The organism is Geodermatophilus sp. SYSU D00710 (assembly GCF_054050195.1).
This window is the reverse complement of the sequence record NZ_JBJGYX010000016.1, coordinates 79,435-98,080: the sequence shown is the minus strand read 5'-3', so window position 1 is coordinate 98,080 and position 18,646 is coordinate 79,435. Positions and strand designations below refer to the sequence as shown.

The window sequence follows — 18,646 nt, the reverse complement described above, 5'->3', positions numbered from 1 at the left end:
AGGAGTATGTCGTGGTTTTTGGGGTGGTAGTTGGGGGGGTGGGGGTTGTTGGGGGGGGTGCGGCGGGGGGGGGGGTGGGGGGGGGGGGGGGGGGGGGGGGGGGGGCCGCCGGTCAGTGCGGCCGGTGCCGGAGCTGCTGCTCGGCCAGCCGGGCCAGCAGCAGCTCGACCCGGACCAGGCCGGTCACCGCCCCGACGTCGTCGACGACGACCGGGTCGAAGCGGCAGGCCTCGGGGCGGGTGACGACCCGCTGGGCGACCTCGGCGACCGGCGCCGACGCCGGGACGCGCAGGCTCACCGGCGCCGGCCGGTGCCCGGGCGGGTCGCCGTCGCGGCGGTGGGGGAGGAGCAGGCCGGTGGGGTGGCCGAAGCGGTCGACCCGCACCGCGTTGCCCCCGCCGGCCGGCGGCCCGTCGCCGGCGACGAGCTCGGCGGTCTCCACCAGGCTGGCGACGTTCTCCACGAGGCGGGAGCGCAGGCCGGTGCGGCGCAGCCGGTCGGCGACCTCGGGGTCGAGTGTCACCCACGGCGGGCCGGGGCGGCCGAGCAGCCAGCCCTGGGCGAGGGGGACACCGAGCCGGACGAAGGCCTCCATCTCGCCCCAGGTCTCCACCCCCTCGGCGAGCAGCCAGGCGTCGATCCGGCCGCCGAACTCGCCGAGCAGCTGGGCGAGGGCGAGCTTGACCTCGTCGGTGTCGGCGCCGGCGACCAGCGCCCGGTCGAGCTTGATCATCTGCGGCCGGACGGCGGTCAGCTGCTGCAGGCCGGAGTAGCCCGACCCCGCGTCGTCGAGGGCCACCAGGGCGCCGCGGTCGCGCAGCCGGTCGCGCAGGTCGAGCAGCGGGCGGACGTCGGCGACGTCCTGGTGCTCGGTGAACTCCAGCACCAGCGGGGCGAGGTCCCCGGCGTCGAGCAGCAGCCCGGCCAGCTCGGGCTCCGGGAGCAGGTGCGGGCTGACGTTGACGGTCAGGAAGCAGTTGGGCGGCAGGTCCGCGCGCAGGTCCAGGCAGCGGTCGACGACCAGGGCCTCGACCCGGGCGCCGATCCCGGCGGCGTCGGCGGCGGCGAACCAGCGGTCGGGGGTGGCGGCGCTGGGGCCGCCGTCGGCGTCGGTGAAGCGGGCGAGGGTCTCGTAGCCGGCGACGACGCCGCGGGCGACGTCGACGATCGGCTGGAAGACCAGCCGGAGCGTCTCGGGCCGCGTGAGGAGGCGGTCGAGCTCCGCGTCCCAGGACGTCGGCCCGCTCGTCTCCGGCGGGGTCACGGTGCGCACGACCGGTACACCGGTCGTGCACGACCGGGTGTTGAGCGACGACGGCCGCTCTCACCCGGACGGGCCGTCCACCGGCGGCAACGGGTAGCGGAGGGCTCCGCGGGCTACCTACCGGGGGTGACCGGACCCGTTCCGCTGACCGACGCGCTGCAGGAGCTCCGCGACGCCGTGGCGCATGCCCCGCTCGGCCTGGCCACGCCCGGCCGCGAGGCCACCGTCCGCACCGCGCGGGCCGTCGTCGACCAGGTCGACGACTACCTGCTGCCCCGGCTGCGCGACCTCGACGCCCCGCTGCTGGCGGTGGTCGGCGGTTCCACCGGCGCGGGCAAGTCCACGCTGGTCAACAGCGTGCTCGGGGCGCGGGTCACCACGCCCGGCGTGCTGCGGCCCACCACCCGGGCGCCGGTGCTGGTGTGCTCGCCGGCCGACCTCGCGGCGTTCTCCGGCGACCGGGTGCTCCCGCACCTGCCGCGCACCACCGGCGCGGGCGACAGCGTCCGCGACGTCGCCGGCGGGCTGCGGCTGGTGCCCAGCGACGCGCTCCCGCCGGGGCTGGCGCTGATCGACGCCCCCGACGTCGACTCCGTGGTGGAGGCCAACCGCGACCTCGCCGGGCAGCTGCTGTCGGCCGCCGACCTGTGGGTCTTCGTGACGACGGCGGCGCGCTACGCCGACGCGGTCCCGTGGGACCTGCTGCGGACGGCGCAGGAGCGGGGCACCGCGCTGGCCGTCGTCCTCGACCGGACCCCGCCCGAGGCGGTGACCGAGGTCGCCGACGACCTGGCCGGGATGCTGCAGCGCGGCGGCCTGGGCGGCGCGCGGCTGTTCGTCGTCGAGGAGCGGCCGCTGGCCGACGGGTTCCTGCCCGAGGACCAGGTCGCCCCGCTGCGCGACTGGCTGCGCGGCCTGGCCGCCGACCAGGAGCAGCGCGCCGCCGTGGTCCGGCAGACGCTGGCCGGTGCGCTGGAGAGCCTCGACGGGCGGGTCGCCGCGGTGGCCGCGGGGGTCGACGAGCAGGCCGCGGCGGCCACCGCCCTGGCCGACGCCGCCGAGGCCGCCTACGACGGCGCGCGCGACGCCGTCGCCGAGGGCGTGGGCAACGGCAGCCTGCTGCGCGGCGAGGTGCTCGCCCGCTGGCAGGACTTCGTCGGCACCGGCGAGTGGATGCGCTCGCTGCAGAACCAGGTGGGCCGGCTGCGGGACCGCCTCGGGGCCGCGCTGAGCGGCCGGCCGACGACGGCCGACTCGCTGTCGGGGGCGCTGGAGTCCGGCGTCGAGACGCTGATGCGGTCCGAGGCCGACCGCGCCGCCGACCGCACGGTGACCGCGTGGCGGTCGCTGCCCGGCGGCGGGCCGCTGGTGGCCGGGCGCGAGGAGGCGCTGGGCGCCGCCTCGCCGGAGTTCGCGCCGGCCGCCGCCGACGAGGTGCGCGACTGGCAGGGCTTCGTGCTCGACCTGGTCCGCGAGGAGGGGGCGAGCCGGCGCTCGCGGGCGCGGCTGCTGTCCTGGGGGGTCAACGGCGCCGGGGCGGTGGTGATGGTCGCGGTGTTCGCCTCGACGGCGGGGCTGACCGGCGCGGAGCTCGCGGTCGCCGGCGGCACCACCGCGGTGGGGCAGCGGGTGCTCGAGGCGGTCTTCGGCGACGCCGCGGTGCGCGAGCTGGCGGCCCGGGCCCGCGCAGACCTCGACGCCCGCGCCGACCGGCTGCTGCGCGTCGAGCAGGAGCGCTTCGACGAGCTGCTGGACGTCGTCGCCGACGCCCCCGACGCGGCCGGGCGGCTGCGGGCCGCCGTCGCCGCGCTGGCCGCGGCCCGGGGCGTGGCCGCGTGAGGGGTCGGGGGACGCCGCTGGCCGACCGGCTGGCCGCGCTGCGCGAGGCGGTGGGGGTGGCCGAGGGGCGGCTGGAGGTGCCCGAGGTGGGCGCCGCGCGGCAGCTGCTGGCCAAGGCCGGCGCCCGCGAGGCGCTGGGCGACGCCACCGTCGTCGCGCTGGCCGGGGCCACCGGCAGCGGCAAGTCCACGCTGTTCAACGCCCTGTCCGGGGCGGAGGTGAGCACGCCGGGGGTGCGGCGGCCCACCACCGGCGTCGCGCACGCGAGCGTCTGGGGCGAGCACGGCGCGGACCGGCTGCTCGACTGGCTGGAGGTGCCCCGCCGGCACCGGGTGGCCGACCCCGACCCCGCCCTCGACGGGCTGGTGCTGCTCGACCTGCCCGACCACGACAGCGTGCGGCTGGAGAACCGGCTGGAGGTCGACCGGCTGGTGCAGCTGGTCGACGTCCTGGTGTGGGTGCTCGACCCGCAGAAGTACGCCGACGACGCGGTGCACACCCGCTACCTCGCACCGCTGGCCGGGCACGCGGGCGTGCTGCTGGTGGTGCTCAACCAGGTGGACCGGCTCGACGAGGCCGCGGCCGTCGCGTGCCTGACCGACCTGCGCCGGCTGCTGGACGAGGAGGGGCTGGCCGGGACGCCGGTGCTGCCCACCGCCGCCCGCACCGGCCCGGGTCTGCCGGAGCTGCGCGCCGAGCTGGCCCGCCGGGTCGGCGCGCGCAAGGCGGCGACCGACCGGCTCACCGCCGACGCCCGCGCCGCGGCCGGCGCGCTGGCCGAGCACTGCGCGCCCGACCTCGGCCGCGACCGCGGACCCGGTCGCGCCGCCCGCGAGGAGCTCACCGCCGCGCTGGCCGACGCCGCCGGGGTGCCCGCCGTCGTCGGCGCGGTCGAGCGCTCGGCCCGCCGCACCGGCACCGCGCACACCGGCTGGCCGCTGCTGCGGTGGACACGCAAGCTGCGCGCCGACCCGCTGGCCAGGCTGAACCTGGGCGACGAGCGGTCGCGCACCTCGCTGCCGCAGGCCGGGTCGGTGCAGCGGGCCGGCATGGACGCCGCGCTGCGCCGGGCCCGCGACGACGCCGGCCGCGGGCTGCCGCCGGCCTGGCGCGACGAGCTGCGCCGCACCACCGAGGACACCGCCGAGCGGCTGCCCGACCGGCTCGACCGCGCCGTCGCCGGCACCGACCTGGGCCCGGACCGCACGCCGCTGTGGCAGCGCGCGGTCGGCGGGCTGCAGTGGCTGCTCGCGCTGGTGGCGCTGGCCGGGGCGCTGTGGCTGATCGGCCTGGTCGGACTGGGCCTGCTGCAGCTCGACGACGTCGTGCCGCTGCCCCGGGTGCAGGGGATCCCGCTGCCCACGGTGCTGCTGGTCCTCGGGCTGCTCGCCGGTTTGCTGCTGGCCCTGGTGTGCCGGCCGCTGGTGGCCGCGGGGGCCCGGCGCCGGGCGCGGACGGCTCGGCGCCGGTTGACCGCACGGGTGGCCGAGGTGGCCGAGGAGGAGGTGCTGGCCCCGGTCGCCGAGGTGCGCGCCGAGCACGACCGCTACTGCGCCGCGCTGGGTCGCGCGCGCTCCTGACGTGCGGCACCGGCGGGCGTGGACACCGGGTGCCGGACCGGACAGGCTGGCCTCTCGGCACCGGCGAGGGGAGCGGTCGATGGTCGCGCGCTACGAGTACAAGGTCGAGGAGATCCGCGAGGGCATGATCGGCGGGAAGATGTCCGGCGGCAAGCTCGAGAAGGTCCTCAACTCGTACGCCCGCGAGGGCTGGCAGCTCCGGGCGATCACGTCCGTCGAGGTGAAGGGCCGCATCGGGCCCGGCGGTGTGGAGGGCGTCCTGGTCACCTTCGAGCGGCCGCTCGTCTGAGCCACCCGGCGGCGGTCGGGGCCTCAGTTCGGGTTCAGGTCCTCGATCCTCCTCAGCAGCCAGAGGCGGACGTCAGCGAGGCGGTCCTCCCGGGAGGCGGCGAGCTGCTGGCGCAGCCGCTCACGGTCCTCGCGGGACGGGTCGTCGGTCACGCTGGGAGTCCGTACCCGCCGGGACGTGCTTCTACCTGCAGACGGGCCTCGGGACCTCGCGTGGCCGGCGGACCGGGGGGTCCGGTGTCCTGGACCGGCCGCGGGACACCTCAACCCGTGGGGGCCGGCTCGATGCGGTGCCGGCGCACCCACAGGAGGACGCCGAGGACGACCATCACCAGCACCGCGACGAGGAACCCGGCATGGATCCGGCCGGGGACGACTGCGCTGGAGACCAGGGCGAAGTCCCACAGCCCGTGGAGCAGAGCCGGTGCGAGCAGCCCGCCCGAGCGCCTGCGGACCAGGTAGAAGAAGTAGCCGGCGACCGCGGTGACGAACACCTGGACGAAGGCCCCCACGCCCTCGCTGACCAGGTTGGTCGCATGGGCCAGGCCGAAGACCAGGGTCGACCACAGTGCGACCCGGCCCTCGCGGAAGCCGTTGGTGCGGAACACCGTGACGCCCAGGCCGCGGAACATGCCCTCCTCGGCGGACCCGACGAGCAGGCAGCTGAGCAACAGCAGGAGGGTGAAGCCGAGCCCACGGTCGGCCAGGCCCCCGTAGTCCACCGCCGCGACGGCGCCGGCCCCCATGAGGACCGGGACGACGACCACCCAGCGCTGCACCGGCCGGGCGTCCACCAGCACGGGCCGCCACCACCGCAGGTGGGCCACGGCGGCGAGGACGAACGCCAGCGAGACGCCGACCGGGACGGTGATGCTGCGCCACACCTCGTCCGGAGTCGTCGGGGAGGCGTAGCCGGCGTCGGTGCCGCGGGTCAGCAGCACCGCCAGACCCTGGAGGAGGACCAGGTAGACGACCACCAGCCCGATCCACCCGGCCACGGACAACCGGCGCGCGCCGGGTGGGTCCTCGACGACCGGGCCGGACACGTCGCTGGTCATGGTCGGCAACGTATGGCCGGTGGCTGCCCGTGGAGGGGGACTGTGTCGTCCGCCGGCCCGGGCGCCGGTCCGCCTCGTGGGCGGCGGTCGCGGAGCGGGTCAGGCCGCCAGCGGCTCCGCCGGCTCCTCGAGGCGGTCCGGAGCGGCGTTCCGGCGGTCCGACAACCGCAGGCCGGCCGCCGCCCCCACCGCCAGCAGGACGACGACGACGCCGTAGACCTCGGCGACCAGCCGCAGCCCCACGGCGCCCGAGGCGACGCCCGCGACGATGGCCGGGATGCTGAAGGCCAGGTAGCCCACGACGAAGACGCTCGACAGCAGCCCCGCGCGGTGGCCGGGCTCGACCCCGGCGGTCACCAGGGCCACCGCGCCGAGGAACGCCGCGCCGAAGCCCACGCCCGACACCGCGGCCGACAGGAGGAACAGCCACAGCGAGCCGGTGACCAGTGAGACCAGCAGGACACCGACCGAGACGGCGAACACCAGACAGCCGCCGCCCATCGACCGGCGCGGCGGCAGGTCGCGGGCGAGCAGGCTGCCGAGGACGCCGGCGCCCTGCATGCACAGGATGAGCAGGCTGCCGACGACGTGGTCGGTGACGCCGAAGACGCCGGCGACCAGCGACGGGCCGAGGGAGAGCACCAGCCCGCCCATCGCCCACAGCGCGACCAGCGCGGGGACGGCGACGGCGAACGCGCGGCGCTGCGGGCGGGGCACCTCGACCCTCGGGCGCAGCGAGGCCAGCGCACCGGGCAGCCGCGGTGAGGACTCCGGCAGCACCAGGACCAGCGCGGCGCCGAGCACGAAGACGACGGTGAGCACGCCGAACACCCACGGCGTCGGGCTGGCGACGGACTCGATCGCCAGACCCGCGCCGACGGCGCCGAGGGACAGGCCCAGCCCAGGGGAGACGCTGTTGAGCAGCGCGCCGATCGGCCGCCGGCCGGGGCGCTGCAGGTCGAGCAGGGTGGCGCCGAGCGACCCGGTCAGCGCGCCGGTGGACAGCCCCTGCAGCACCCGTGCGGCCAGCAGCCAGCCAACGCCGTCGGCGGCGAGGAAGACGGCCATGGCCACCGCCTGCAGCAGCAGCCCGCCGGCGAGCACCGGCCGCCGCCCGACGTGGTCGGACAGGCTCCCGACCACCAGCAGCGCGGCCAGCAGCGCGAAGGCGTAGATGCCGAAGACCAGGGTCAGGACGCCGGCGCCGAAGCCGAACTGCTCCTGGTAGACGCGGTACAGCGGCGTCGGGACCCCGGAGGCGGCCAGCACCAGCACGAGCAGTCCGGCCACCGACCAGAACGCGGCGGGGCGGGAGAGGCGGGGCACGCCGGGGGACAAGCGGGACCGCGAGCTGGTTGTTCCCCGCAACGGCGTGTCGGCGTCAGGTGGGGTAGCGGCGCGGTGTGTAGACCTGCCCCGACGGCGTCACCCGCGTCTGCGAGGAGCCGACGAGCACCAGGCAGCGCATGTCGACGGTCTCCGGGTCGAGCTCGCCGAGCGTCGTCACCCGGACCTCCTCCTCCGGCCCGCCCACGTCGCGGCCGACGACGACCACCGTCTCCGGCTTGCGCACCTCCAGCAGCGCGGTCAGCGCCTCGCCGAGCTGGTGCGGCCGCGCCCGCGAGCGCGGGTTGTACAGCGCGAGGACCAGGTCGGCGGCCGCGGCCGCGCGCAGCCGGTCGAGCACCACGTCGAGCGGCTTGAGCACGTCGGAGAGGCTGATGACGGCGAAGTCGTGGCCCAGCGGGGCGCCGACGCGGGAGGCCACGGCCTGCGCGGCGGTCAGCCCGGGCAGCACCCGGACGCGGACGCCGGCGTGCTCGGGACGGGCGGCCACCTCGAGCACCGCGGCGGCCATGGCGAACACGCCCGGGTCGCCGCTGGAGACCACCGCGACCCGCCGTCCCGACCGGGCCAGCTCCAGGGCGTGCGCGGCCCGTTCGGCCTCCACCCGGTTGTCGCTGGGGTGCCGGGTCTGTCGCGGGTTGGCCGGCACGCGGTCGAGGTAGGGCCCGTAGCCGACCAGGTCGTCGGCGGACGCCACCGCGTCGGCGGCCTCGGGCGTCGTCCAGCCGCGCGCGCCGGGGCCGAGGCCGACGACGACCACCTCACCGGCCCGCGGTCCGGCGTCCTCGGCGTCGGCCGGCGCGGAGGAGGCCGCGGTGAGGGGGCTGGGCAGCAGCGCGAGGGAGAAGTAGGGCACCGTCGCCGGGTCGACGTCGGCGAGGGGCAGCGTGCGCTGCCGGTCGGTGGTGGCCCGCTCGACGTAGAGCGCGCGGTCGAGCACGCCGGCGGCCTCGAACGCCTCCCGCACCTGCGGGAACGTGCGGCCGAGCTTCACCACGACCGCGGAGTCGGTGGTGGCCAGCCACTCGGCGAGCTCGTCGGCGGGCAGCGTGCCGGGCAGCACGGTGAGCACCTCGTCCCGCTCCACCAGCGGCCGGCCGACCACCGCGGCGGCGCCGCTGACGCTGGTCACGCCGGGCACCACCTCGGTCGGGTACCGGTGCGCGAGCCGCTTGTGCATGTGCATGTAGGACCCGTAGAAGAACGGGTCGCCCTCGGCGAGCACGACGACGTCGCGGCCGGCGTCGAGGTGGTCGGCCAGCCGGCCGGCGGCGGCCTCGTAGAACTCGTCGATGGCGCCCTGGTAGCCGCCGGGGTGGTCGGTGCCCTCGGTGGTGACCGGGTAGACCAGCAGCTCCTCGACCTGCCCCTCCCGCAGGTACGGGGCGGCCAGCGCGCGGGCGACCGAACGACCGTGCCGCGCGGCGTGGAACGCGACGACGTCGGCGGCGGCGATCAGCCGGGCGGCCTTGACGGTGACCAGCTCGGGGTCGCCGGGACCCAGCCCGACGCCGTAGAGGCGGCCGGTCATCCCACGTCGCTCGCGATCGCGTTCACGGCCGCGGCGGTGATCGCGCTGCCGCCCCGGCGGCCGCGGACGACGAGGAACTCCAGGTCCGAGGCGGCCAGCGCCTCCTTCGACTCGGCCGCGCCGATGAAGCCGACCGGGATGCCGAGCACGGCGGCCGGGCGCGGGGCGCCGGCGGCGACCATCTCGAGCAGGTGGAACAGCGCGGTGGGGGCGTTGCCGATCGCGACGACGGCGCCGTCGAGGCGCTCGCCCCACAGCTCCAGCGCGGCGGCGGTGCGGGTGGTGCCGAGCTCGGCGGCCAGCGCCGGCACCTGCGGGTCGTCGAGGGTGCAGACGACGTCGTTGTCCTTCGGCAGCCGCCGCCGGGTGATGCCGGAGGCCACCATCCGGGCGTCGCAGAGCACGGGCGCGCCGGCGTCGAGCGCCTCGCGGGCACGCCGGACGACGTCGGGGCTGTAGGCGACGTCGGCCACCAGGTCGACCTGGCCGCAGGCGTGGATCATCCGCACGACGGCGCGGGCGACGTCGTCGGGCAGGCCGGTGAGGTCGGCCTCGGCCCGGATCGTCGCGAACGACTGCCGGTAGATCTCGGCGCCGTCCTTCTCGTACTCGTCCATCGCCCGCGAGGCTACGGCCCGCCGCGGCGTCGTCCCCGCCCGCGTGCCGGGACGCCGGAGGCCGGCCGCGCTCCTCAGGCCGGCGCGGCCACCGCCGGCACGCCGGTCAGCTCGGTGCAGACCTCCCACAGCTCGCGCTCCCGCCGCGGGTCGAACGACGCGGCCGACGGCCGGGTCACCGCGCCGATCTCCACGTACCCCCCGCGCAGGCCGGCGTGCGTGCGGCCCAGGACCAGGTCGGCGAGGGCCCGGGCCGAGCGCCGGGGGGTGGTCACCCCCGGCAGCACCCGCAGCACCGGGAGCAGCCAGGACCAGGCCCACCGCTCCAGCGCGGTGCGCCGCCGGGCCAGCCCGGTGCCCGGCATCAGGCCCGGGTCGTAGACGTTGACCCGCAGCGCCGGGGCGGCCCCGCCGTGGCGGCGGTCCCACTCGTGCGCCTGGTACACGACCGCCAGTTTGCTGGTCGCGTACGCGCGCGACCCGGCCCTGGGATCGCCGTCGGGGCCGTCCGGGCGGGCCAGGTCGCGCGGGTGCTCCCACCGCGGCGGGTCGACCAGGCCCATCGAGCGGTCGCCGTGGTGGGTTCCGCTGCCCAGCAGGACGACGTGCGCTCCGTCGGCCATCGCCGGCCGCAGCGACTCCACCAGCACGTGCGGCGCGAGCACGTTGACGCCGAAGGTGAGCTCGTGGCCGTCGGCGGTGACCTGCCGGCGGTCGGCCGTCTGGACGCCGGCGTTGGACACCAGGGCCATCACCGGGGGCAGGTCGCCGGCGGCGACGGCGTCGCGGACGGTCGTCGCGGCGGCCCGCACCTGGTCCAGGGAGGCGAGGTCGCAGGGGACGGTCACCACGCGGGCGCCGGAGCGGGCCGCGTCCTCCGCCGCCGCCTCGAGGGCGGCGCCGGGACGCCCCACGAGCACGAGGGCGGTGGAGGGCCGGGCGGCCGCGAGCGCGGGGATCAGCGCGCGACCCAGGCCGCGGGTCGGTCCGGTGACGACGATGCAGTCGGTGATGTCAGGAACTGTCATGCTCACCATCGTGGGTGATGTCAGTGACTGACGCAAGTGCCCCGGGCTACGGTCGTCGCGTGGCGCGCTGGCAGGAGGGCACCCGCGGGCGGTTGCAGGAGGCCGCCGTCGGGCTGTTCGCCGCCCAGGGCTACGGCTCGACCACCACCGAGCAGATCGCGGCCGCAGCCGGGGTCACGCAGCGCACGTTCTTCCGGCACTTCCGGGACAAGGAGGAGGTGCTCTTCGCCGAGGACGACGCCCTGCTCGGGGCGCTGCTGCAGGGAGTGCGGTCGCTCCCGGACGACGCCGCGCCGGTCGCCGTCGTGCGCGCCGCCCTCGGCTCGCTGGCCGACCGGCTGCACGACGGGCGGGAGGCCCAGCGGCGGCGCGCGGAGGTGGTCGCCAGCGACCCGGCCCTGGTCGGCCGCGACCTGGCCAAGCAGGCGCGCTGGATCGAGGCGCTGGCCGACGTGCTGGCCGCCCGGGATCTGCCCCCGGGGCGGGCCCGGGCCCTCGCCGGGGCCGGCGCGGCCGCGTTCCGGACCGCCTACCGCGCCTGGCTGACCGGCCCCGCCCGGCCCGGCCTGGCGCGGCGCGTGGAGCGCGCGCTGGACGAGCTCGCCGAGGACCTCGCCGGCCGGTCGCCGGGCGCGCCCGCCGGGTAGCCGCGCCCGCCGGGTAGCCGCGGGCGCACGCGGGTAGCCGGGGGCATGGCCCTTCCCCGTCTGCTCGTCCTCGTCCTGGCCGGCGGTGCCGGTGGCCGCCTGCAGCTGCTCACCCAGCACCGGGCCAAGCCGGCGGTCCCGTTCGCGGGCGTCTACCGGCTCATCGACTTCCCGCTGAGCAACTGCCAGCACTCGCACGTCGCCGACGTGTGGGTGTCGATCCAGCAGCACCCGACCTCGCTCGCCGACCACCTGGCCAACGGCCGGCCGTGGGACCTCGACCGGACGCACGGCGGGCTGATGACCCTGCCGCCGTTCCAGGGGACCGAGCGGGGCGGGTGGAACACCGGCACCGCCAACTCGCTGTGGCGCCAGGCCGAGCTCGTCCGCGGGTTCGGCGCCGACGCGCTGGTCGTGGTCAGTGCCGACGCCGTCTACGAGCTCGACTACCGGGAGGTGGCCGACGCGCACCTGCAGTCGGGCGCGGAGGTGACCATGGTGACCACCGAGGTCGACGCCGACGACGCCGCCCGCTACGGGATCGTCGAGGTCGACGGCGACCGGGTGACCGGCTACGCCTACAAGCCCGACGAGCCGGCCACGACCACCGCCACCAACGAGGTCTTCGTCTTCGACCCGGAGCCGACGCTCGACCGGCTCGAGCAGCTGCGCTCCGAGGTGGGCGAGGAGGGGCTGGAGGACCTCGGCTCCCACCTGCTGCCGGCGCAGACGCGCGACGGCCTCGCGCGGGCCCACCCGCTGAAGGGGTACTGGCGCGACGTCGGCACGGTGGAGTCCTACTGGGAGGCGCACCAGGAGTTCCTGTCGGAGGAGCCGCCGATCGACCTCGACGACCCGGCCTGGCCGATCCACACCCGCGGCGGCCGGCACAGCGCCGCCCGGGTGCTCGACGACGGCCGGATCGAGAACAGCCTGCTCTCCGGCGGCACCCGTGTCTCGGGCGACGTCCGCGGCTCGGTGCTCTCGCCCGGGGTGGTGGTCGAGCCCGGCGCCGCCGTCGTCGACTCGGTGCTGCTGCCCGGCGTGCGGGTGCGCTCGGGTGCCACGGTGACGCGCTCGGTGGTCGACGACGCCGTCGACGTCGGCCGCGGCTGCACAGTGGGCGGCGACGGGGACATCACCCTCGTCGGCCTGCGGGCGCGGCTCGAGGAGGGCACGGAGATCCCCGCCGGCGCCCGCTACCCCGACCCGGAGGAGACCTCGTAGCCCGCCGGCGTCGCGACGACGTCCAGCACGTCCCCGCGCGGCCGGCCGCACCGGCGTCCGCACCCCGCCCAGTGCACGCGCACACCCTCGGGCACCGTGCCGGACGCGACGGCGGCCGCGGCGTCGGCGCGGACGTCGGCCAGCGACCGCGCGCACCCGGGCCGGCCGGCGCAGGCGGTCACCCGCGTCCACGGGCTCCCGGCGTCGAAGACGACGCCGGTGCGGTGCAGGTCGACGGCGGCGTCGCCGACGCGGTCCTCGGGCAGGTCGGGCACGACGACGCTGCGCCACGGCGTCAGCTGGACCTCCGCGGTGAGCGAGGCCAGCAGGTCGGCCTGACCGGCGGACAGCCGGCCCAGCGGGACGACGCCGACGAGCGCCGTCCGCCCGTCCGCCTGCGTCTCGGCGCCCACGGGGCCCACCGGCGGCGCGGCCGGCACGGCGACCGGCGGCACCGGGGACCCGGGGAGGCGCGCCCGCACCCGCGCCGGGCCGTCGTCGAGCTCGGTCAGCCGCCACGCGGTGCCACCTTGGGCGGCGCGCTCGGCGAGGAGGGCGCGGGTGGCGGCGAGCAGCAGGTCCACGGCGGCGTCCGGCGTGGCCCGCAGCCCGCTGTCGGCCCCGTCGAGCAGCAGTGCCACGTCGCCGCCGGGGAGGGCGAGCAGGCCGGCGTCGCCGCCGAGCCCGCTCACGTCGCCGCGGCCGTCGTCGAGGGTGGCCAGGTAGCGGCCCGGCAGCCCGGCCAGGGCCGGGTCGGCGCACAGGCCGGCGTCGAGCGCGGCGACCCACGGGCGGGCGTCGAGCCGCCCCCCGGCGCGGCCGGTGAGCGCGCTGGCCAGCACGTTGCGCACCCGCTCGTGGGTCTCGCTGGGCAGCAGGCCGGCCGCGGCCAGCCGGTCACCGAGCTCGCGGACGGCTCCGGACGCGAGCCCGCGCAGCTGCAGGTTGCCGCGGCTGGTCATCTCCAGGCCGCCGTCGCCGAGGTCGCGCGCCGCGGCGGCGAGCGCCCGCAGCTGGGCGGCGCTCAGCAGCCCGCCCGGCACCCGCACCCGCGCCAGCTCGCCGTCGGCGGCGGGATGCGTCTGCAGCGCACCCGGGCAGGCGTCGGAGCGGGTTCGGACAGTGGTCATGGCGCCCGCGACGGTACGACGCGGGCGCCACGACCCGCCCGGCGTCAGGCGTCCCGGCGGGCGCGGTCGAACGACATCCACACCTCGCGGCGCTCCTTGCGGCTGGTCACCTGCGCCATGGCGGCGACGCGGCGGCGCTGGTCGAAGGAGGCGATGTGCTGGACGACGGCGATCTCGGCCTCGCGCATGGCCCGCTCGGCGGCGAACTCGGCCGGCGTCGACGGGTACTCGTCGGCCGGGACCGGGGGCACCTCGTCGGCGCGCTCCCGCGCGTAGGGGCTGTCGGGCGGCAGGTTGCCGCTCACCCGGCCGTAGGCGCCGAGCACCAGCAGCACCAGGCCGGCGACGACGGAGAAGACGACGTTGCTGATGCCGAACGCGAGGATGTTGAGGTCGGTGTTGAGCACGGCCAGGTTGGCCAGCGCCGACACCAGGAACAGCACACCGATGACGATCATGACGGTCGAGGCGGTGCGCGGGCTGCGCAGGGCGGAGAACACGAGCACGACCGCCGTCACGATCGAGATGGTCGACAGCAGGCCGTTCGACGACAGGCCGAGGACGCGCTCGCCGTCGGTGGAGAAGTAGTCCAGCCCGTTGGCGAACCCGAGCACGCCGAAGACCGCGATCACCCCGGCGACGACGAACGCGCCGATGCGCTGCACGGTGTAGACGCGGTTGCGCTCCGCCGCGGGCGGGGCATCGGGCTGCCGACGGGGAGGGGCCGGCGAGCGGTCGGCCGTCCGGTGGCGGTGCAGCGACAGGGCCATGGTGTGCTCCTCGAGCCGGAGGACTGCTGGCAACGGTTGTTCCCAACTCGATGGCGCACGGATGCACCTCGTTCCGGACTTCCTCGTGCCGTGCGCGCCCGGGCGTGTCGCGGTCCGGGAAGAGCGGCCCGCCCGCCGTCGTTCCGTCGACGTGGACCAGCCCTTCGAGACCGATCTGCACTCCGAGTACCTGCGCGCCGACCTCTTCTTCTCCATGGGGCAGCCGGTCGAGGCCGCGCGCGTCCTGGAGCCGCTGGTGGCGGCCGAGCCGGGCAACGAGGCCGCGCTGGAGCTCCTGGCGCGCAGCTACTTCGGCTCGGCCCAGCTGCAGCGGGCGGAGGACGCGCTGCGCCGGCTGGTCGAGCTGGCGCCCGCCAACGGGTGGGCGCGCCGCGCCCTGGCCCGCACGCTGGAGCGGCAGAGCCGCCGCGACGAGGCCGCACCCCACCACCGCATGGCCGACGCGCTCGGCGCCGAGTAGCCCACCGACCGTTCTTGCGGTTCCGGCACGGACGTTGACCTCGAGTCGGCTCGAGGTCCTAGCGTCCCGGCCGTGAGCATGGAGATGACGGCGTGGTCGGCGCTCTCGCGGGCCACGCAGGCCCGCACCGACCGGCGGGCGATCTCCCGCGCGACCCTGCGGCGGGTGCTGACCCACGCCCGGCCGCACCGCGCCCGCATCGGCGCCTTCGTCGCGGTGGGCGTCGTCGAGGCGGTGCTCGCCGTCGCCACGCCCCTGCTGGCCGGCCGGGTGGTCGACGAGATCGTCGGCGGCGGGAGCACCGGCACCGTCGTCCGCCTCGCCGTCGTCATCGCCGCGGTGGCCCTCGCCGGCACCGCGCTCGGCCTGCTCGGCCGGTGGCTGTCGGCCACGCTCGGCGAGGGGCTCATTGTCGACCTGCGCACCGCCGTGTTCGACCACGTGCAGCGGATGCCGGTGGCCTTCTTCACCGCACGCGCACCGGCGCGCTGGTGTCCCGGCTCGACAACGACGTCCTCGGGGCCCAGCGCGCCTTCAGCGACACCCTGTCCGGGATCGTCACCAACACCGTCACGCTGCTGCTCGCGCTCGCCGCGATGCTCACGCTGTCGTGGCAGGTGACGCTGCTGGCGCTGCTCCTGCTGCCGGTCTTCCTGCTGCCCGCCCGCCGGATCGGCCGCCAGCTGGCCGGCCTGCGCCGGGTGGCCGCGGAGTCCAACGCGGCGATGACCGGGCAGACGACCGAGCGCTTCTCCGCGCCCGGAGCCACGCTGGTCAAGCTCTACGGCCGTCCCGACGCGGAGTCGGCCCGCTTCGCCGCCCGGGCCCAGGCGGTGCGCGACGTCGGGGTGCGGACGGCGATGGTGCAGTGGACGTTCGTCAGCGCGCTCACCCTGGTGTCTGCGCTCGCGCTCGCGCTGGTCTACGGCGTGGGCGGCACCTCCGCGCTGGCCGGGGCGCTCGAACCCGGCGCCGTCGTCGCGCTCGCCCTGCTGCTCACCCGCCTGTACGCGCCGCTGACCGCACTCGCCAGCGCCCGGGTCGACGTCGCCTCGGCCCTGGTCAGCTTCGAGCGGGTCTTCGAGGTGCTCGACCTGGTGCCGCTGGTCCGCGAGCGGCCCGGCGCCCGCGAGGTCCCCGACGGCCCGGTGTCGGTCGAGCTGGACGGCGTCACCTTCGCCTACCCCTCGGCCGACCGGGTCTCGCTGGCCTCGCTGGAGGACGTCGCCCGGCTCGACGGCCGCGGCGGCGTCGACGTCCTGCACGACGTCTCGTTCACCGTTCGGCCCGGGGAGGTGCTGGCCGTCGTCGGGTCGTCGGGTGCGGGCAAGTCCACGATCGCCGCGCTGCTGCCGCGCCTCTACGACGTCGACGCCGGCGCCGTCCGCCTCGGCGGCGTCGACGTGCGCGACCTGACCACCGACTCGATCCGCCGCACCGTCGGGCTGGTCACGCAGGACGGCCACCTGTTCCACGAGTCGCTGCGGGACAACCTGCTGCTCGCCGACCCCGGCGCCACCGACGCGCAGCTGTGGGACGTGCTCACCCGGGCGCGGCTGGCCGACCTGGTGCGCGGGCTGCCCGACGGCCTGGACACCGTCGTCGGCGAGCGCGGCTACCGCTTCTCCGGCGGGGAGCGGCAGCGGCTCACCATCGCCCGCCTGCTGCTCGCCCGCCCGCGGGTGGTGCTGCTCGACGAGGCCACCGCGCACCTCGACGCGACGTCGGAGGCCGCGGTGCAGGAGGCCCTGGACGAGGCGCTCCAGGGCCGGACGGCGATCGTCATCGCGCACCGGCTCTCGACCGTGCGCGCGGCCGACTGCATCCTCGTGCTCGAGGGCGGCCGGGTGGTCGAGCGCGGCCGGCACGAGGAGCTGCTCGCCCTCGGCGGCCGCTACGCCGAGCTGTACCACACCTCGCTCGGGCAGCCGGTCCCCGCCTGAGGCGTCAGCCGGACCACGGCGATCCGCCGCGACACCCGGGCCTGGTAGCCGTCGTAGCCGTCGAACCGCGCCATCAGCGCCGCCCACAGCCGGGCCCGCTCGGGCTCCTCGACCTCGGTGGCCACCACGGGCCACCGCCGGCCGCGCACCTCGACCGCGGCGCGCGGGTCGACCTGCAGGTTCAGCCACCACTGCGGCTCCGCGTCGATCCCGCCGTTGGACGCCGCGACCACGACGTCCTCGCCGTCGCGCACGTGCAGCAGGGGGGTGCAGCGCTCCTGCCCGGACACCCGCCCGCGGCAGGTGAGCAGCACGACGTCGCCGCCGCGGAAGCGGTTGCCGACCCGCCCGCCGGTGCGCCGCAGCAGCGCGGTGTGCCCCGCGGCCACCCGCCGCGTGACGGCCGTGAGGACCCGGTCCCCGCGGGACAGCGCGGCGGTCACCGGGCGGTCCCGAACAGGCGCGCGTCGGCCCGGGCGGCGCGCCGGCCGAGCAGCCGGCCGAGTGCCGACAGGACCGGCTGCCCGCCGAGGATCCGGGCCGCGGCCTCCGGCGGGATCGCCGAGACCACCCAGCCGAGCGCGGCCACGGTGTCGCGGGGGCCGTACTCCCGGGCGAACGCGGCGTCCTGGCGGGCCCAGTCCTCGGGGGTGAGGTGCTGCTGGACGAGCGCCATCCCGTCGCGCTCCTCGTGTGCCAGGTGGGCGCCGAGGGCGTCGCAGGTCCGGACGAGGGTGTCGGCCAGCCGCGCCCGGGTGTCCGCGCCGCCCTGGCCGGCGGCCAGGTCCGCCAGCCCGGCCGCGCAGGAGGCCAGCAGCGGGTCGATGCCGGCGTGCTCGGCCTCGAGCCGGTCGAGGACCACGGCGTCGGCGCCGCGCTCGCGCAGCAGCGGCCACAGGTGGGCGTCCTCGCCGGCGTGGTGCTTGTGCAGGAACCGCGCGAACAGCCCGAAGCGCCGGGCGAGGACCCGCCAGCGGGCCCGGTCGCCCACGTCGACCGTGGGGACGACGGCGGCGAAGGCGTCGAGGTCGCGCCGGAACGCCCGGTGCATGACGTACATCGCGGCCACGTCGACCGGGCCGTCGGGTGCGGCGGCCTGGCCGGGCAGCAGCAGCTGGACGGGGTGGGGAGGGGCGGTGGTCACGGCGACCTCTTTCGGCTGAGTGACGCTCAAACGAATAGAGGAACGGTAGGGTGGAACCGTGTCCGAGGGCAAGAGGGTCTACCGCTCGCAGTTGCGGCAGGAACAGGCCCGGCGCACCCGCGTGCAGGTGCTCGACGCCGCCACCCGCTGCTTCGTCGAGCAGGGCTACGCCGCGACGACGATGCGCGACGTCGCGGCCGCCGCCGGGGTGTCGGTGCCGACGGTGTTCGCGCAGGGCGGCAAGGCGGCGCTGCTGCTCGCCTGCGTGGACCGCGCGCTGGTCGGCTCCGACGAGGACCGCGCGGTGCGGGAACTGGGCCCGTTCGCGCAGCTGCTCGCCGCGCCGGACCGCGCCGGCCGGCTTGCGGCCCTGCGGCAGTTGGTCCTCGAGGCCGCCCCCGGGTCCCGGGCGATGCAGGACGTCTTCGCCGCGGCCGCGGCGGCCGACCCGGACGTGCGGCCCGCCTACGAGGAGTACGAGCGCCGGCGGCGCGCCGACACCGCCGCCCTCCTCGGCGCGTTCGCGCCCGACCTGCGCGAGGACCTCGACCTCGACGCGGCGACCGACGTCGCCTGGGCGGTCCTCTCGCCCTCGACGCAGTCCCGGCTCATGGTGGGGTGCGGCTGGCCGGCCGCGCGTTTCGCCGACTGGGTGGCCGACACCCTCGACCGGCTGCTGCTGCGCTGACGTCGATCCTGCTGGAACGCCCGACGGTCGCCGGCGACCAGCCGAGCGGTGCGCTGCGCGCGGG

The 18,646-nt window shown here is 77.2% G+C and carries 19 protein-coding genes and 1 pseudogene; 9 read left to right on the top strand and 11 right to left on the bottom strand.

Annotated features, from left to right (window positions below; translation table 11 throughout):
• Positions 1-112: 112 nt before the first annotated feature.
• On the bottom strand, positions 113-1,273 hold the full coding sequence (locus tag ACI78U_RS10215) for an EAL domain-containing protein (RefSeq protein WP_456875194.1): 1,161 nt from the start codon (positions 1,271-1,273) through the stop codon (positions 113-115).
• Between the two features lie 117 nt (positions 1,274-1,390).
• Between ACI78U_RS10215 and ACI78U_RS10210 the strand changes: the two genes are divergently transcribed.
• The 3 genes from ACI78U_RS10210 to ACI78U_RS10200 all read left to right on the top strand — a co-directional run bounded on the left by ACI78U_RS10210 (position 1,391) and on the right by ACI78U_RS10200 (position 4,972).
• Positions 1,391-3,103: an ABC transporter gene (locus ACI78U_RS10210; RefSeq protein ID WP_456875193.1), complete on the top strand. Its 1,713-nt coding sequence runs from the start codon at positions 1,391-1,393 to the stop codon at positions 3,101-3,103.
• Positions 3,100-4,683 (top strand): YfjP family GTPase, encoded by a 1,584-nt coding sequence (locus tag ACI78U_RS10205; RefSeq protein WP_456875192.1) that lies wholly within the window; start codon positions 3,100-3,102, stop codon positions 4,681-4,683. The genes ACI78U_RS10210 and ACI78U_RS10205 overlap by 4 nt, the downstream gene beginning before the upstream one ends.
• A 79-nt stretch (positions 4,684-4,762) precedes the next feature.
• Positions 4,763-4,972, top strand: a complete 210-nt coding sequence (locus ACI78U_RS10200; RefSeq protein WP_456875191.1) for a DUF4177 domain-containing protein — start codon at positions 4,763-4,765, stop codon at positions 4,970-4,972.
• A 23-nt stretch (positions 4,973-4,995) separates the two neighbouring features.
• On the opposite strand, the gene ACI78U_RS10195 is transcribed toward ACI78U_RS10200, so the two are convergent.
• From ACI78U_RS10195 to ACI78U_RS10170, 6 genes are all read right to left on the bottom strand, one after another.
• Positions 4,996-5,124, bottom strand: a complete 129-nt coding sequence (locus ACI78U_RS10195) for a hypothetical protein (RefSeq protein WP_456875190.1) — start codon at positions 5,122-5,124, stop codon at positions 4,996-4,998.
• A gap of 110 nt (positions 5,125-5,234) precedes the next feature.
• Complete coding sequence (locus ACI78U_RS10190) at positions 5,235-6,029, bottom strand: CPBP family intramembrane glutamic endopeptidase (protein ID WP_456875189.1); 795 nt, start codon at positions 6,027-6,029, stop codon at positions 5,235-5,237.
• 99 nt (positions 6,030-6,128) lie between these two features.
• The gene (locus tag ACI78U_RS10185; protein WP_456875188.1) at positions 6,129-7,355 is read right to left on the bottom strand and encodes an MFS transporter; all 1,227 of its coding nucleotides are present in this window, start codon (positions 7,353-7,355) and stop codon (positions 6,129-6,131) included.
• Between the two features lie 55 nt (positions 7,356-7,410).
• Complete coding sequence (locus tag ACI78U_RS10180; protein WP_456875187.1) at positions 7,411-8,907, bottom strand: precorrin-2 C(20)-methyltransferase; 1,497 nt, start codon at positions 8,905-8,907, stop codon at positions 7,411-7,413.
• Positions 8,904-9,524 carry a precorrin-8X methylmutase gene (locus ACI78U_RS10175; RefSeq protein WP_456875186.1) on the bottom strand — a complete coding sequence of 207 codons (621 nt, stop codon included), beginning with the start codon at positions 9,522-9,524 and terminating at the stop codon, positions 8,904-8,906. The genes ACI78U_RS10180 and ACI78U_RS10175 overlap by 4 nt, the downstream gene beginning before the upstream one ends.
• A 74-nt stretch (positions 9,525-9,598) precedes the next feature.
• Complete coding sequence (locus tag ACI78U_RS10170) at positions 9,599-10,552, bottom strand: SDR family NAD(P)-dependent oxidoreductase (RefSeq protein ID WP_456875185.1); 954 nt, start codon at positions 10,550-10,552, stop codon at positions 9,599-9,601.
• A 59-nt stretch (positions 10,553-10,611) separates the two neighbouring features.
• Here ACI78U_RS10170 and ACI78U_RS10165 point away from each other — a divergent pair, with 59 nt between their 5' ends.
• Entirely contained in the window at positions 10,612-11,199 is a 588-nt protein-coding gene (locus ACI78U_RS10165) for a TetR/AcrR family transcriptional regulator (protein ID WP_456875184.1), read from the top strand.
• Between the two features lie 45 nt (positions 11,200-11,244).
• Positions 11,245-12,426: a glucose-1-phosphate adenylyltransferase family protein gene (locus tag ACI78U_RS10160; RefSeq protein ID WP_456875183.1), complete on the top strand. Its 1,182-nt coding sequence runs from the start codon at positions 11,245-11,247 to the stop codon at positions 12,424-12,426.
• Here the strand turns inward: ACI78U_RS10160 and cobG are convergent.
• Together cobG and ACI78U_RS10150 are read right to left on the bottom strand one after the other, a co-directional pair.
• On the bottom strand, positions 12,399-13,556 hold the full coding sequence (gene cobG, locus ACI78U_RS10155) for a precorrin-3B synthase (RefSeq protein WP_456875182.1): 1,158 nt from the start codon (positions 13,554-13,556) through the stop codon (positions 12,399-12,401). The two genes, ACI78U_RS10160 and cobG, sit on opposite strands and share 28 nt — an antisense overlap.
• Before the next feature lie 44 nt (positions 13,557-13,600).
• Positions 13,601-14,326: a DUF4383 domain-containing protein gene (locus ACI78U_RS10150; protein WP_456875181.1), complete on the bottom strand. Its 726-nt coding sequence runs from the start codon at positions 14,324-14,326 to the stop codon at positions 13,601-13,603.
• Between the two features lie 151 nt (positions 14,327-14,477).
• Here ACI78U_RS10150 and ACI78U_RS10145 point away from each other — a divergent pair, with 151 nt between their 5' ends.
• The 3 genes and pseudogenes from ACI78U_RS10145 to ACI78U_RS10135 all read left to right on the top strand — a co-directional run bounded on the left by ACI78U_RS10145 (position 14,478) and on the right by ACI78U_RS10135 (position 16,750).
• Positions 14,478-14,807 carry a tetratricopeptide repeat protein gene (locus tag ACI78U_RS10145; RefSeq protein WP_456875180.1) on the top strand — a complete coding sequence of 110 codons (330 nt, stop codon included), beginning with the start codon at positions 14,478-14,480 and terminating at the stop codon, positions 14,805-14,807.
• Positions 14,808-14,885: 78 nt separating this feature from the next.
• Positions 14,886-15,760: pseudogene (locus tag ACI78U_RS10140) on the top strand (ABC transporter transmembrane domain-containing protein); the annotation flags it as partial.
• Positions 15,737-16,750 (top strand): ABC transporter ATP-binding protein, encoded by a 1,014-nt coding sequence (locus ACI78U_RS10135; RefSeq protein WP_456875195.1) that lies wholly within the window; start codon positions 15,737-15,739, stop codon positions 16,748-16,750. The pseudogene ACI78U_RS10140 and the gene ACI78U_RS10135, both read left to right, overlap by 24 nt.
• On the opposite strand, the gene ACI78U_RS10130 is transcribed toward ACI78U_RS10135, so the two are convergent.
• Complete coding sequence (locus tag ACI78U_RS10130; RefSeq protein WP_456875179.1) at positions 16,702-17,193, bottom strand: nitroreductase family deazaflavin-dependent oxidoreductase; 492 nt, start codon at positions 17,191-17,193, stop codon at positions 16,702-16,704. The two genes, ACI78U_RS10135 and ACI78U_RS10130, sit on opposite strands and share 49 nt — an antisense overlap.
• The gene (locus ACI78U_RS10125) at positions 17,190-17,894 is read right to left on the bottom strand and encodes a hemerythrin domain-containing protein (RefSeq protein ID WP_456875178.1); all 705 of its coding nucleotides are present in this window, start codon (positions 17,892-17,894) and stop codon (positions 17,190-17,192) included. Before ACI78U_RS10125 ends, ACI78U_RS10130 begins: the two co-directional genes overlap by 4 nt.
• Before the next feature lie 58 nt (positions 17,895-17,952).
• Between ACI78U_RS10125 and ACI78U_RS10120 the strand changes: the two genes are divergently transcribed.
• Entirely contained in the window at positions 17,953-18,582 is a 630-nt protein-coding gene (locus ACI78U_RS10120) for a TetR/AcrR family transcriptional regulator (protein WP_456875177.1), read from the top strand.
• The last annotated feature ends 64 nt before the right edge of the window (positions 18,583-18,646 follow it).

Coding starts and splice junctions, on each gene's coding strand:
- ACI78U_RS10200 (WP_456875191.1), top strand. CDS start 4,763: ATGGTCGCGCGCTACGAGTACAAGGTCGAGGAGATCCGCGAGGGCATG.
- ACI78U_RS10190 (WP_456875189.1), bottom strand. CDS start 6,029: ATGACCAGCGACGTGTCCGGCCCGGTCGTCGAGGACCCACCCGGCGCG.
- ACI78U_RS10180 (WP_456875187.1), bottom strand. CDS start 8,907: ATGACCGGCCGCCTCTACGGCGTCGGGCTGGGTCCCGGCGACCCCGAG.
- ACI78U_RS10175 (WP_456875186.1), bottom strand. CDS start 9,524: ATGGACGAGTACGAGAAGGACGGCGCCGAGATCTACCGGCAGTCGTTC.
- ACI78U_RS10170 (WP_456875185.1), bottom strand. CDS start 10,552: ATGACAGTTCCTGACATCACCGACTGCATCGTCGTCACCGGACCGACC.
- ACI78U_RS10160 (WP_456875183.1), top strand. CDS start 11,245: ATGGCCCTTCCCCGTCTGCTCGTCCTCGTCCTGGCCGGCGGTGCCGGT.
- cobG (WP_456875182.1), bottom strand. CDS start 13,556: ATGACCACTGTCCGAACCCGCTCCGACGCCTGCCCGGGTGCGCTGCAG.
- ACI78U_RS10150 (WP_456875181.1), bottom strand. CDS start 14,326: ATGGCCCTGTCGCTGCACCGCCACCGGACGGCCGACCGCTCGCCGGCC.